This is a genomic window from Enterobacter cloacae complex sp. XAL002 (genome assembly GCF_049236805.1).
In the GTDB taxonomy this organism is placed as follows: Bacteria; Pseudomonadota; Gammaproteobacteria; order Enterobacterales; family Enterobacteriaceae; genus Enterobacter; species Enterobacter intestinihominis.
Genome location: NZ_JBMKJN010000005.1, coordinates 195722 through 209644 on the forward strand (window position 1 = coordinate 195722; position 13923 = coordinate 209644).

The window sequence follows — 13923 nt, forward strand, 5'->3', positions numbered from 1 at the left end:
TTCGGCTTTATGCCCGAAACCGCGTCAGAATTCAATCAGTCTACAGGACAGAACGCTGGGAAATTAACAATTTGCAAAGATTTAAACCAAAAACGGGGGATTCCTGAAGCCGCCTCGCAGAGCTAATGTCCAGAGCGAGACGCCTGCGCAGGGCTGTTGTACACTGGCGTGAAAGATTCGTGGTTAAATCAAGGTGGAACGCGTGGAATTACTTTCTCAGTATGGGTTGTTTTTGGCCAAAATCGCTACGGTGGTTATTGCTGTCGCGGTGATTGCCGTCCTGATTGTCAACCTGACGCAGCGTAAGCGTCAGCGTGGTGAGTTACGCATTACCCGCCTGAGCGAGCAGTATAAAGAGATGCGGGAAGAGATGTCTCTGGCGCTGCTTGACGATCATCAACAGAAGCTGTGGCTAAAAGCCCAGAAGAAAAAACATAAGCAGGACGCCAAAGCCGCGAAGGCGAAAGCTAAGCTCGCCACGCCACAGGCTGACGCAAAACCGCGCGTCTATGTGCTCGATTTTAAAGGTAGCATGGATGCGCATGAAGTCTCCTCTCTGCGTGAGGAAGTGACAGCGGTGCTGGCCGTGGCGAAAGCCCAGGATCAGGTGGTGGTACGCCTTGAAAGCCCGGGCGGCGTAGTGCATGGGTATGGACTGGCGGCTTCGCAGTTACAACGTCTGCGGGATAAACAGATCCCGCTCACCGTGGCGGTAGATAAGGTCGCGGCGAGTGGCGGCTATATGATGGCGTGCGTGGCGGATAAAATCGTCGCAGCACCGTTCTCCATTATCGGCTCGATTGGGGTGGTTGCGCAGATCCCTAACTTCAATCGTTTCCTGAAAAATAAAGAGATCGACATCGAATTGCATACGGCGGGTCAGTACAAACGTACGCTGACGCTGCTCGGCGAAAATACCGAAGAGGGACGGCAGAAGTTCCGGGAAGATCTGAACGAAACCCACCATCTGTTCAAGGATTTCGTGCACCGCATGCGCCCAACGCTGGACATTGAGCAGGTGGCTACGGGCGAACACTGGTACGGCACGCAGGCGCAGGAGAAAGGGCTGGTGGATGAAGTGGGTACCAGCGACGACCTCCTGCTCAACCTGATGGAAGGTCGTGAGCTGGTGGGGGTGCGCTTCACCCGACGTAAGCGCCTGCTCGACCGTTTAACCAATAGTGCGGCAGAAAGCGCGGATCGCCTGCTGATACGCTGGTTGCAGCGCGGACAAAAGCCGCTGCTGTAAAGAAAAACGCGAGGCAGATGCCTCGCGTTTTCGTTTTAATCGACCAGGTGGTACTTCTCTGAGAGGGTATGCGCCAGGTATTTAAACATGTTAAACACGGCGGTGCTTTTCGGGGTTGGTAACCCTTGTTCATCAAGGAAGTATTCACCGCTGAACACCAGCACGCCATTACGTTGTTCCACGCCAGTCGCTTCAATCCCCGCCAGGGTGTCTTCATGGTCGCGAATGAGTTTGTTTGCTTCGATAAGCAGTGAAGCTCGGTCAATGGGTTGGGTCGTATTCTGCATATTCCACTCCTTAAACAGTGACAATAGTCTACGCCTGGGTCGCTTCGGGGGCAAATTTTCCCTGCTATCCACGGGTATAAGGAACAGGGGCTGGCTGGCGGGATTTGCTTTTGCATGCTAATAAAGTTGCGTAACGAATTTTATCAGGTACAGTGTGCGCTTTCGTCATTCTGGCAACAGAATTGCTTGACATTCGACCGGGAATTCGTCACGAATGAACTTTGATGTGAGAAAAATACCCGAAAACTCAATGACCTGGATGTCGCCATACTGACGTTCGGTAAGACAAAGGGGTTGATATCCCCTGACGACGTCGCAATATCAATGGCTCGTCGTCAGCGGAAGGGAAATCAACGTGCGGCGTATTCCTGGAAGAATTAAATTAGGTAAAGGTGAATATGGGTAAAGCTCTCGTCATCGTTGAGTCCCCGGCAAAAGCCAAAACGATCAATAAATATCTGGGCAATGACTACGTGGTTAAGTCCAGCGTTGGTCACATTCGCGATTTGCCGACAAGTGGCTCAGCCAGCAAAAAGAGCGCAGACTCTACCTCCACCAAAGGGGCTAAAAAGCCTAAAAAGGATGAACGTAGCGCGCTTGTCAACCGCATGGGTGTTAACCCATGGCACAACTGGGATGCACAATACGAAGTGCTGCCAGGCAAAGAAAAAGTCGTTAACGAGCTGAAACAGCTTGCTGAAAAAGCAGACCACATTTATCTCGCAACCGACCTTGACCGCGAAGGGGAGGCCATCGCATGGCACCTGCGGGAAGTGATTGGGGGTGATGACAAACGCTACAGCCGTGTAGTGTTTAACGAAATTACAAAGAATGCGATTCGTCAGGCGTTTGAAAAGCCGGGTGAACTGAATATCGACCGTGTTAACGCTCAGCAGGCGCGTCGCTTTATGGACCGCGTTGTAGGCTACATGGTTTCGCCGTTGCTGTGGAAAAAGGTCGCTCGCGGCCTGTCTGCGGGGCGTGTGCAGTCTGTGGCTGTTCGTCTTGTTGTCGAACGTGAACGCGAGATCAAAGCGTTTGTCCCGGAAGAGTTCTGGGAAGTGGATGCGAATGTCACCACGCCGGGCGGCGATGCGCTGCCGTTGCAGGTGAGCCACCACAACGACAAACCGTTCCGTCCTGAAAATCGCGATCAGACCATGGCCGCCGTAGCGCTGCTGGAAAAAGCGCGTTATCAGGTGCTGGATCGTGAAGACAAACCGACCAGCAGCAAGCCTGGCGCACCGTTTATCACGTCAACGCTTCAGCAGGCGGCAAGTACGCGTCTGGGTTACGGCGTGAAGAAAACCATGATGATGGCCCAGCGTTTGTATGAAGCGGGTTACATCACCTACATGCGTACTGACTCCACCAACCTGAGCCAGGACGCTGTCAGCATGGTGCGTGGCTATATCGAGGACAACTTTGGTAAGAAATACCTGCCGGACAGTCCTAATCAGTACGCCAGCAAAGAGAATTCTCAGGAAGCGCACGAAGCGATCCGTCCTTCTGATGTTTCCGTTCTGGCGGAATCTCTTAAAGATATGGAAGCGGACGCCCAGAAGCTGTATCAGCTGATCTGGCGCCAGTTCGTGGCCTGCCAGATGACGCCAGCGAAATACGACTCCACTACCCTGACCGTTGGCGCGGGTGATTTCCGCCTGAAAGCGCGCGGCCGCATTCTGCGTTTCGACGGCTGGACAAAAGTGATGCCTGCGCTGCGTAAAGGTGATGAAGACAGAACGCTGCCTTCCGTCAACAAAGGCGACGAGCTGTCGCTGGTTGATCTGGTACCGGCCCAGCACTTCACCAAGCCGCCTGCGCGTTTCAGCGAAGCGTCGCTGGTAAAAGAGCTGGAAAAACGCGGCATCGGTCGCCCGTCTACCTATGCGTCAATCATTTCGACCATTCAGGATCGTGGATACGTTCGCGTTGAGAACCGTCGTTTCTATGCTGAAAAAATGGGTGAGATTGTTACCGACCGTCTGGAAGCTAACTTCCGTGAGTTGATGAACTATGACTTCACCGCGCAGATGGAGGACAGTCTCGATGAGGTTGCCAGCCATAAGGCCGAGTGGAAGAAAGTTCTCGACAGCTTCTTCAGCGATTTTACCAACCAGCTTGAGAAAGCTGAGAAAGATCCTGAAGAAGGCGGCATGCTGCCTAACCAGATGGTACTGACCAGCATCGACTGCCCAACCTGTGGCCGTAAAATGGGGATCCGTACCGCAACCACGGGCGTGTTCCTCGGCTGTTCTGGTTATGCGCTGTCGCCGAAAGAGCGTTGCAAAACCACCATCAACCTCGTGCCGGAGAACGAAGTTCTCAACGTGCTGGAAGGTGACGATGCGGAGACCAACGCACTGCGCGCCAAGCGCCGCTGTAAGAAATGCGGCACGGCGATGGACAGCTACCTGATCGATCCAAAACGTAAACTGCACGTTTGCGGTAATAACCCAACCTGCGACGGTTATGAGATCGAAGAAGGTGAGTTCCGCATTAAGGGCTATGACGGTCCGATCGTTGAGTGTGAGAAATGTGGTTCCGAAATGCACCTGAAAATGGGACGCTTCGGTAAGTACATGGCATGTACCAACGACGACTGTAAAAACACGCGTAAGATCCTGCGTAACGGTGAAGTTGCGCCGCCGAAGGAAGATCCGGTTCCGCTTCCTGAGCTGCCGTGCGAGAAGTCAGATGCGTATTTCGTGCTGCGTGACGGCGCTGCCGGGGTATTCCTGGCGGCCAACACCTTCCCGAAATCGCGCGAAACCCGTGCGCCGCTGGTAGAAGAGCTGTACCGCTTCCGCGACCGTCTGCCGGAGAAACTGCGTTACCTGGCCGATGCGCCACAGCAGGATCCGGAAGGCAACAAAACCGTGGTGCGCTTTAGCCGTAAAACGAAGCAGCAGTACGTGGCGGCAGAGAAAGAGGGTAAAGCGACCGGTTGGTCAGCCTTCTTTGTCGACGGGAAATGGGTTGAAGGTAAAAAATAATCTTCACTTACCGTAACTTACCTTTGAAAGGGCCGGAATTCCGGCCCTTTTTTATTACGTTGTTATTATTTTTTGTTCCGTACTATACAGCCTGGCTATAAATGATATAGTGGTTATAGTTAACCCGTTTCTTATTATCAAATCGTATTAAGCGATTGACGCATGCGCTAAATCGGATGGTCTGGCATGAAATTACAGCAGCTTCGCTATATCGTTGAGGTCGTCAATCATAACCTCAATGTCTCTTCCACCGCAGAAGGTCTTTATACCTCGCAGCCTGGCATCAGTAAGCAGGTGCGTATGCTGGAGGATGAATTAGGTATTCAGATATTTGCCCGCAGCGGTAAGCACCTGACTCAGGTCACGCCGGCAGGGCAGGAAATCATTCGCATCGCACGAGAAGTGCTTTCCAAAGTCGACGCCATTAAATCCGTCGCCGGGGAACATACCTGGCCGGATAAAGGCTCCCTTTATATTGCCACCACGCACACGCAGGCGCGTTATGCGCTTCCCGGGGTGATCAAAGGTTTCATCGAACGCTATCCCCGCGTTTCCCTGCATATGCATCAGGGCTCACCGACGCAAATCGCAGAGGCCGTGTCTAAAGGCAATGCTGATTTTGCCATCGCGACGGAAGCTCTTCATCTGTACGATGATCTGGTCATGCTCCCGTGCTACCACTGGAACCGCTCTATTGTCGTGACCCCCGATCATCCGCTGGCGGGGAAGGGCGAAGTGACAATCGAAGAGCTGGCGCAATACCCGCTGGTTACCTATACGTTCGGATTTACGGGCCGTTCTGAGCTAGACACCGCCTTTAACCGCGCCGGATTAACGCCACGGATCGTCTTCACTGCAACGGATGCGGACGTCATTAAAACGTACGTGCGTCTGGGTCTGGGCGTAGGCGTTATTGCCAGCATGGCGGTGGATCCTGGATCAGACCCGGATCTGGTGCGTCTGGACGCTCATGATATCTTCAGCCACAGCACCACCAAGATAGGTTTTCGTCGCAGCACGTTCCTTCGCAGCTATATGTATGATTTTATTCAGCGCTTCGCACCGCATTTAACACGTGACGTGGTCGACACGGCCGTGGCGTTACGCTCCAATGAAGACATCGAAGAGATGTTTAAAGACATCAAACTTCCTGCCAAATAATTACACCCGGTATCTTTCTCTTCTGGAAAGATACCGGTTTCCCCCTTTAAATCTAAATTAGAATTAACCTCATCTGCGCCTACTGTCATATATCGTCATAACCCATTTGATGAATAGGGTTTTACTGTCGCAAATTTGCGACAAAAGTAGAAACTAATTTACAGGTGTGCAAATTATTCTTTTCAATTATTTATTTCTGGTCAAAAGATTGAATTTTCCCAGGCTCAGATTCGTAAATTCACTGGCTTTTCGGCTAAAGTTTCTTTAGGATTTATCTCATCAGATGATTACTTGTGCCAATTGTTTGGTCTCTAAATGATAAGCGATATCGATTGTATGAGGTTAGCAATGCCGTCAGGAAGTGAAGAACCGCAAAGGGATCCCGCGCTTAAGCGTAAAGCCTGGCTGGCGGTCTTTCTCGGCTCTGCCCTGTTCTGGGTGGTTGTTGCTCTTCTCGTCTGGAAATATTGGGGTTGAATATGGTCATGACGGTGCGTACTGACGCGAGAAAAGAGATGTGTCAGCTTCGTGACAATGCTCACAAAGCGCGTAAGGCGCCAGGAACCAGCGTGCCAGCCTCCTGGCAACTGACGCCACAGCAGCAGGCCTTTATTGATGTGTTCGCAGAAGACGAACCCAAAAAACAATAATTTTGATTTTTGCGTAATGATGCAAATAGTCTGAATAAAGACTGTGCACTTTTGTACTCCTTAATAAATACACATCAGCAATATAGAACGAGGGCAGACCTCGCATCCTTAAATAATTAAAGTCTGGTGTCCCTATGATGAATAACATGACAACCGTAAAATACTGGTCATGGCTCGGCGTATTCTCAGCGTCGATCCTCTTCTGGTGTCAGCTCCTCTGGCTGGCCTTACACTAAATCGTAAAACCTCGCCACGGCGGGGTTTTTTGTTTAATCCCTCGCGTTGGACCATTCCTAAATTTATCAATTTGGGTTGTTATCAAAACGTTACGACATCTTTGTGTTATCTTTAATTACAGCCCTGATGATTGTCAGGACATCCCTGTTTTTAAGGAGGAGCTTATGTCGTTAACCCTACGCGAAGCCAGTAAGGACACATTACAGGCGGAAAATAAAACCTGGCGCTACTACAGCTTACCGCTGGCTGCCAGGACGCTTGGGGACATTTCGCGGTTACCCAAGTCGTTGAAAGTACTACTGGAAAACCTCTTGCGCTGGCAAGATGGCGACTCGGTTACCGAGGAGGATATCCAGGCTCTGGCAGGGTGGCTGAAAAATGCTCACGCAGACAAAGAAATTGCCTACCGCCCGGCCAGGGTATTGATGCAGGATTTCACCGGCGTGCCGGCGGTTGTGGACTTGGCCGCCATGCGTGAAGCTGTTAAGCGTCTCGGGGGCGATACGGCTAAGGTGAACCCGCTCTCACCGGTAGACCTCGTCATCGACCACTCCGTCACCGTCGATCACTTTGGTGACGACGATGCTTTCGGTGAAAACGTCCGTCTGGAGATGGAACGTAACCATGAACGCTATGTCTTCCTCAAATGGGGTCAGCAGGCGTTCAGCCGCTTCAGCGTTGTTCCACCAGGCACCGGCATTTGTCACCAGGTCAACCTGGAATATCTCGGCAAAGCCGTCTGGAGTGAATTGCAGGATAAAGAGTGGGTGGCTTACCCGGATACGCTGGTGGGCACCGATTCACACACGACCATGATTAACGGCCTTGGCGTTCTGGGCTGGGGCGTCGGTGGTATTGAAGCGGAAGCGGCCATGCTCGGCCAGCCGGTATCGATGCTCATTCCCGATGTGGTGGGCTTTAAGCTGACCGGTAAATTGTCCGAAGGCATTACCGCCACGGATCTGGTTCTGACGGTCACCCAGATGCTGCGTAAGCATGGCGTGGTGGGTAAATTCGTTGAATTTTATGGTGATGGTCTGGATTCACTGCCGCTGGCGGACCGGGCCACCATCGCCAACATGGCGCCGGAATATGGTGCGACCTGCGGCTTTTTCCCGATTGATAGCGTTACGCTTGAGTATATGCGCCTCAGTGGTCGCAGCGAGGAGCAGGTGGCGCTCGTAGAGGCCTACACCAAAGCGCAGGGCATGTGGCGTAACCCGGGTGACGAGCCGGTATTTACCAGCACGCTGGAACTGGATATGGGCACCGTTGAGGCAAGCCTCGCAGGGCCGAAACGACCGCAGGACCGCGTTGCCCTGAGCAACGTTCCGAAAGCCTTTGCCGCCAGCAATGAGCTGGAGGTTAACGCCGCGCAAAAAGATCACCGTCCGGTGGACTATGTTCTGAACGGGCATCAGTATCAGCTCCCTGACGGCGCCGTGGTGATCGCCGCTATCACCTCCTGTACCAACACGTCCAACCCGAGTGTGTTGATGGCTGCCGGGCTGCTGGCGAAAAAAGCGGTAGAACTGGGACTCAAGCCACAGCCGTGGGTTAAGGCGTCCCTGGCGCCTGGTTCGAAAGTGGTTTCCGATTACCTGGCGCAGGCCAGACTCACGCCGTACCTCGACGAGTTGGGCTTTAATCTGGTGGGTTACGGCTGTACGACCTGCATCGGTAACTCTGGTCCACTGCCTGAGCCTATTGAAGTGGCGATCAAGCAGGGTGATTTGACCGTTGGCGCGGTACTTTCCGGTAACCGAAACTTTGAGGGGCGTATTCATCCGCTGGTGAAAACCAACTGGCTGGCCTCGCCGCCGCTGGTTGTAGCCTATGCTCTGGCCGGAAACATGAACATTAACCTGGCGACCGATCCGATTGGTCACGATCGCAAAAATGAACCTGTCTATCTGAAAGACATCTGGCCATCATCGCGTGAAATTGCGCGCGCGGTAGAGAAAGTTTCCACCGAGATGTTCCGCAAAGAGTATGCGGAAGTGTTCGAAGGTACAGCGGAATGGAAAGCGATCGACGTGGTGGGTTCCGATACCTATGACTGGCAGGATGATTCCACCTATATTCGCCTGTCGCCCTTCTTCGATGAGATGCTGGCGGAGCCTGCACCGCTGAAAGATATTCACGGCGCGCGCATTCTGGCGATGCTGGGCGATTCCGTCACCACTGACCATATCTCACCAGCGGGGAGCATCAAAGCGGACAGTCCGGCAGGTCGGTATCTGCAAAGCCGTGGCGTGGAACGTCGCGATTTTAACTCCTACGGTTCGCGCCGCGGTAACCACGAAGTGATGATGCGCGGGACATTTGCCAACATCCGCATTCGTAATGAAATGGTCCCGGGCGTGGAAGGGGGCATGACGCGCCACCTGCCAGATACAGAGGTCATTTCAATTTATGACGCAGCCATGAAGTATCAGCAGGAGGGTACGCCGCTGGCCGTTATTGCCGGTAAAGAGTACGGCTCTGGTTCCAGTCGCGACTGGGCGGCTAAAGGTCCACGTCTGCTCGGGGTTCGCGTGGTGATTGCCGAATCCTTTGAACGTATCCACCGCTCAAACCTGATCGGGATGGGGATCCTGCCGCTGGAGTTCCCGCAGGGCATAACGCGTAAAACGCTGGGTCTGACCGGGGAAGAGCAGATTGATATCAGCGGTCTGCAAAATCTGCAACCGGGTAAAACCGTTCCGGTGAAGTTAACGCGGGCAGATGGTACAACAGAAGTGCTGGATTGTCGGTGTCGTATTGATACGGCAACAGAGCTAACCTATTACCAGAACGACGGCATTTTACATTATGTGATTCGAAAGATGCTGGACTGATAAAACTCGCCCGGCAGAAGTGCCGGGCGTTTTGCGTTTACTCGCTCAGCAGGTGCCCCATCTTTGCAGCTTTGGTATCGAGGTAGTGCGCGTTTTTCGGATTGCGGCCAACAATCAGCGGCACGCGTTCAACGATATTGATGCCCGCTTCAGTGAGGATCTCCACTTTTTTCGGGTTATTGGTCAACAGACGCACTTCGTCCACGCCCAGCAGCTTGAACATATCTGCGCAGAGGGTGAAATCGCGCTCGTCAGCAGCAAAGCCGAGCTGATGGTTTGCTTCGACGGTATCATAGCCCTGATCCTGCAACGCGTAGGCGCGGATTTTATTCAGCAGACCGATATTGCGTCCTTCCTGGCGGTGATACAGCAGCACGCCACGTCCTTCCTCTGCGATATGAGAAAGAGCGGCTTCGAGCTGGAAACCGCAGTCACAGCGCAGGCTGAAGAGCGCGTCACCGGTCAGACACTCAGAATGAACGCGGGACAGTACCGGCGTCTGCCCCGAAATGTCACCGTATACCAGGGCGACGTGATCTTGTCCGGTTGCCAGTTCTTCAAAACCCACCATCAGGAAATCGCCCCATGGGGTTGGCAGTTTGGCTTCTGCCACACGTTTAAGCTGCATGTGATTCTCCATATCAGGCTGACACGTTTCGTGCCTTTGCCCCATTTTGCTTTCTGTATTGGACTATTTTGCCACAAGCCCGGCTACTTCACCTAATCACCACCACGCTATACGGACGTTAAACGCACGATCCGACATATCCACCAGAAGGTGGAAATTCAGTTATGATTGTGGTGCTTAGTGAAAAAGGAGAGGACATGCTTTCAATTGCCAGACGCACGGCCGCAGGCGCCGCCGTATTGCTTGTTATACCCCTGATCGTTTGGTTCTCCGGCTGGATGTGGAAGCCCGGACAAAACGAGACGTGGCTGAAAGCCTTATACTGGATAACTGAGACGGTCACCCAGCCCTGGGGGATTATTACGCACGTGCTGCTCTGTGCCTGGTTCCTGTGGTGCCTGCGCTTTCGTCTTCGCGCGGCGCTGGTATTATTTGCCATTCTCGGAGGCGCCATTCTTGTCGGGCAGGGGGTGAAGTCGTGGGTGAAAGATCGCGTGCAGGAACCCCGTCCCTTTGTTATCTGGCTGGAAAAAACGCACCATATTCCGGTAGATGAGTTCTACACTTTAAAGCGTAAGGATCGCGGGGCGTTGGTGAAAGAACAGCTTGCGGAACAGCAGGATATCCCGACATTTTTACGCAAACACTGGCAAAAAGAGACCGGCTTTGCGTTTCCTTCCGGACATACGATGTTTGCTGCCAGCTGGGCGCTACTCGGCGTGGGGCTGCTTTGGCCACGTCGACGTACCCTCACGATTGCGATTTTGCTGGTCTGGGCGACAGGCGTAATGGGCAGCCGGATGCTGCTGGGGATGCACTGGCCGCGTGATTTGGTGGTGGCTACGCTGATTTCGTGGGTACTGGTTACGCTGGCGACCTGGCTTGCACAACGTTTCTGTGGGCCTCTGACGCCACCGCAGGAAGAGAAGGAAGAAATAGCCGAAAGGGAGTCAGGCGGAACCTGAAGCTTGATATTCCGCATTTTGACCATAAATCCATGAAGGGCGCATTACTTTTTCCGTTTCGCGCCCGCCACTAAAATGGTAGCTTATAAGGCTAATTGCAGTGAGTTGAACACGCTTTATACGCTCGAACCACATAACGGGAAGTCATGTGAAATATTTACTCATTTTCTTACTGGTGTTGGCGATTTTTGTCATTTCAGTCACATTGGGCGCGCAAAACGATCAACAGGTAAGTTTCAACTATCTGCTGGCGCAGGGCGAGTACCGGGTGTCGAGCCTGCTGGCTGTGTTATTCGCAGCGGGTTTTGTCATCGGCTGGCTTGTATGTGGCCTGTTCTGGCTTAAGGTTCGTGTTTCCCTTGTTCGCGCTGAACGTAAAATTAAACGACTTGAACATCAACTTACGCCTGCGACTGACATTCCGGCGAGCTCTGGTGTGCCGGTAGTCAAGGAATAATCGAATATGCTGGAGTTGTTGTTTCTGCTTTTGCCTGTCGCCGCAGCCTATGGCTGGTATATGGGCCGCAGAAGCGCGCAACAAACAAAACAGGATGAAGCAAACCGACTCTCCCGTGACTACGTTGCGGGGGTGAACTTCCTGCTGAGCAATCAGCAGGATAAAGCGGTCGATCTGTTCCTCGACATGCTCAAAGAGGATACCGGCACCGTAGAGGCGCATCTCACCCTGGGAAACCTGTTCCGCTCGCGCGGAGAGGTTGACCGTGCCATCCGTATCCACCAGACCCTGATGGAAAGCGCATCGTTGACCTATGAGCAACGGTTGCTGGCCGTGCAGCAGTTGGGCAGAGATTACATGGCGGCGGGCCTGTACGATCGCGCAGAAGATATGTTCTCTCAGCTGGTGGATGAGACCGATTTCCGTATCGGTGCGCTTCAGCAACTTCTGCAAATCTACCAGGCAACCAGCGACTGGCAAAAAGCGATTGATACCGCCGAACGGCTGGTCAAACTCGGCAAAGATAAACAGCGCGTCGAAATTGCCCATTTTTACTGCGAGCTGGCCCTTCAGCAAATGGGTAGCGATGACATGGATAAGGCCATGGCATTGCTAAAAAAAGGCGCCGCGGCCGATCGCAACAGCGCCCGCATCTCGATAATGATGGGGCGGGTCTTTATGGCTAATGGTGATTACGCCAAAGCCGTGGAAAGCCTGCTTCGCGTTATCGATCAGGACAAAGAGCTGGTCAGCGAAACGCTGGAAATGCTGCAAACCTGCTATCAGCAGTTAGGTAAGCAGGACGAGTGGGTTGCATTCCTGCGCCGCTGTGTTGAAGAAAACACCGGTGCCACAGCCGAGCTGATGCTGTCGGATGTCGTCGAAGAGCACGAAGGGAGTGATACCGCCCAGGTATACATTACCCGTCAGTTGCAGCGCCATCCGACGATGCGCGTCTTCCACAAGCTGATGGATTATCATCTTAACGATGCAGAAGAAGGGCGCGCTAAAGAGAGCCTGATGGTGCTGCGAGACATGGTCGGTGAACAGGTGCGGAGCAAGCCGCGCTATCGCTGCCAGAAATGCGGCTTCACCGCCTATTCGCTCTACTGGCATTGCCCTTCCTGCCGGGCCTGGTCCACCATCAAGCCAATTCGTGGTCTGGACGGGCAGTGATTTTTTAAAACACTCCATTTTAGTTACAACATACTAAAGAGTGCATTATTTCTTTCAGCACCGTGCGGTCTGTGGTTCAGCAGGAAAAGCATTCGATTCTGTTCATTTACCCCGAGGGCAGGTAGAATGCACGCCGTTTATCTGTTCCGCGCCGCTGCGCGCCCATAGACGAAAAGGGCTGGTCATGACGTCTGTTACTTCCTCCACTTCCCGCGTAGTTACCGATTCTCCTGTAGTTGTTGCTCTGGATTACAATAACCGTGACGCCGCACTGGCCTTTGTTGATGGTATTGATCCCCGGGATTGCCGTCTTAAAGTAGGCAAAGAGATGTTTACGCTGTTCGGTCCGCAAATCGTCCGCGATCTGCACCAGCGTGGTTTCGACGTTTTCCTCGACCTGAAATTCCACGATATTCCGAATACCACTGCCCACGCCGTTGCTGCGGCGGCTGAACTGGGTGTGTGGATGGTTAACGTTCATGCCTCCGGTGGGGCACGTATGATGACGGCTGCGCGCGAAGCGCTGGTGCCGTTTGGCAATGACGCTCCGCTTCTTATCGCCGTCACCGTGCTGACCAGTATGGATGAATCTGACCTTCGTGACCTGGGTGTGACGTTGTCACCTGCCGAACATGCGGAGCGTCTGGCGCGCCTCACACAACAGTGTGGGCTTGATGGCGTGGTCTGTTCAGCTCAGGAGGCGGTTCGCTTCAAATCTGAGTTAGGCCGCGAATTTAAACTGGTGACGCCAGGTATCCGTCCGGCAGGCAGCGAGTCAGGGGATCAGCGACGCATCATGACGCCAGAGCAGGCGCTGAGCGCGGGGGTAGACTATATGGTAATTGGTCGCCCGGTGACGCAATCCGCTCATCCGGCAGAGACTCTGAAAGCGATTAATGCATCACTGAAAAAGGGGGCATAATGCGTGATGCCAACACTCGTCTGGTCTATTCAACAGATACCGGGCGCATTGAAGAGCCAAAAGAGAAAGCTGAACGTCCGAAAGGCGATGGAATCGTACGTATTCAGCGCCAGACCAGTGGCAGAAAAGGGAAAGGCGTTTGCCTTATCACCGGCATTGATCTGGATGATGCAGAGCTGGTAAAGCTCGCCGCTGAGCTTAAAAAGAAGTGCGGATGCGGTGGGGCAGTAAAAGACGGCATAATTGAGATTCAGGGCGATAAGCGGGATTTAATTAAAACGCTCCTGGAAGCCAAAGGTATGAAAGTCAAACTGGCGGGCGGTTAAAATAAATGAGCCACGGACATTGCCGTGGC

The 13923-nt window shown here is 53.1% G+C and carries 14 protein-coding genes; 12 read left to right on the plus strand and 2 right to left on the minus strand.

Annotated features, from left to right (window positions below):
• Nucleotides 1-202 precede the first annotated feature (202 nt).
• Complete coding sequence (gene sohB, locus ACOT0L_RS06800) at nucleotides 203-1249, plus strand: protease SohB (RefSeq protein ID WP_126502869.1); 1047 nt, start codon at nucleotides 203-205, stop codon at nucleotides 1247-1249.
• Nucleotides 1250-1284: 35 nt separating this feature from the next.
• Here sohB and ACOT0L_RS06805 read toward each other — a convergent pair whose 3' ends face one another.
• Nucleotides 1285-1536 (minus strand): YciN family protein, encoded by a 252-nt coding sequence (locus tag ACOT0L_RS06805; RefSeq protein ID WP_003856804.1) that lies wholly within the window; start codon nucleotides 1534-1536, stop codon nucleotides 1285-1287.
• 398 nt (nucleotides 1537-1934) lie between these two features.
• Here ACOT0L_RS06805 and topA point away from each other — a divergent pair, with 398 nt between their 5' ends.
• The 6 genes from topA to acnA all read left to right on the plus strand — a co-directional run bounded on the left by topA (nucleotide 1935) and on the right by acnA (nucleotide 9420).
• Nucleotides 1935-4532: a type I DNA topoisomerase gene (topA, locus tag ACOT0L_RS06810; RefSeq protein ID WP_022648322.1), complete on the plus strand. Its 2598-nt coding sequence runs from the start codon at nucleotides 1935-1937 to the stop codon at nucleotides 4530-4532.
• A 186-nt stretch (nucleotides 4533-4718) separates the two neighbouring features.
• Nucleotides 4719-5693 carry an HTH-type transcriptional regulator CysB gene (gene cysB / locus ACOT0L_RS06815; protein ID WP_126502868.1) on the plus strand — a complete coding sequence of 325 codons (975 nt, stop codon included), beginning with the start codon at nucleotides 4719-4721 and terminating at the stop codon, nucleotides 5691-5693.
• Between the two features lie 336 nt (nucleotides 5694-6029).
• Complete coding sequence (locus ACOT0L_RS06820; RefSeq protein WP_096168876.1) at nucleotides 6030-6170, plus strand: YmiA family putative membrane protein; 141 nt, start codon at nucleotides 6030-6032, stop codon at nucleotides 6168-6170.
• Nucleotides 6171-6178: 8 nt separating this feature from the next.
• Nucleotides 6179-6343 carry a hypothetical protein gene (locus ACOT0L_RS06825; protein ID WP_162200559.1) on the plus strand — a complete coding sequence of 55 codons (165 nt, stop codon included), beginning with the start codon at nucleotides 6179-6181 and terminating at the stop codon, nucleotides 6341-6343.
• A gap of 137 nt (nucleotides 6344-6480) precedes the next feature.
• The gene (gene ymiC, locus ACOT0L_RS06830; RefSeq protein WP_032103392.1) at nucleotides 6481-6579 is read left to right on the plus strand and encodes a small membrane protein YmiC; all 99 of its coding nucleotides are present in this window, start codon (nucleotides 6481-6483) and stop codon (nucleotides 6577-6579) included.
• A 165-nt stretch (nucleotides 6580-6744) separates the two neighbouring features.
• Nucleotides 6745-9420 carry an aconitate hydratase AcnA gene (acnA, locus tag ACOT0L_RS06835; RefSeq protein ID WP_023306390.1) on the plus strand — a complete coding sequence of 892 codons (2676 nt, stop codon included), beginning with the start codon at nucleotides 6745-6747 and terminating at the stop codon, nucleotides 9418-9420.
• 37 nt (nucleotides 9421-9457) lie between these two features.
• Here acnA and ribA read toward each other — a convergent pair whose 3' ends face one another.
• Nucleotides 9458-10048, minus strand: coding sequence for a GTP cyclohydrolase II (gene ribA, locus ACOT0L_RS06840; protein ID WP_013096372.1), 591 nt, complete (start codon nucleotides 10046-10048; stop codon nucleotides 9458-9460).
• Nucleotides 10049-10245: 197 nt separating this feature from the next.
• Between ribA and pgpB the strand changes: the two genes are divergently transcribed.
• From pgpB to yciH, 5 genes are all read left to right on the plus strand, one after another.
• Nucleotides 10246-11013: a phosphatidylglycerophosphatase B gene (gene pgpB, locus ACOT0L_RS06845; RefSeq protein ID WP_032622464.1), complete on the plus strand. Its 768-nt coding sequence runs from the start codon at nucleotides 10246-10248 to the stop codon at nucleotides 11011-11013.
• A gap of 148 nt (nucleotides 11014-11161) precedes the next feature.
• Nucleotides 11162-11470 (plus strand): LapA family protein, encoded by a 309-nt coding sequence (locus ACOT0L_RS06850; RefSeq protein WP_006810839.1) that lies wholly within the window; start codon nucleotides 11162-11164, stop codon nucleotides 11468-11470.
• Nucleotides 11471-11476: 6 nt separating this feature from the next.
• Nucleotides 11477-12646, plus strand: coding sequence for a lipopolysaccharide assembly protein LapB (lapB, locus tag ACOT0L_RS06855; protein WP_003856819.1), 1170 nt, complete (start codon nucleotides 11477-11479; stop codon nucleotides 12644-12646).
• A gap of 184 nt (nucleotides 12647-12830) precedes the next feature.
• Complete coding sequence (gene pyrF, locus ACOT0L_RS06860; protein WP_022648318.1) at nucleotides 12831-13568, plus strand: orotidine-5'-phosphate decarboxylase; 738 nt, start codon at nucleotides 12831-12833, stop codon at nucleotides 13566-13568.
• Complete coding sequence (gene yciH / locus ACOT0L_RS06865; protein WP_046619721.1) at nucleotides 13568-13894, plus strand: stress response translation initiation inhibitor YciH; 327 nt, start codon at nucleotides 13568-13570, stop codon at nucleotides 13892-13894. The genes pyrF and yciH overlap by 1 nt, the downstream gene beginning before the upstream one ends.
• Nucleotides 13895-13923: the final 29 nt, after the last annotated feature.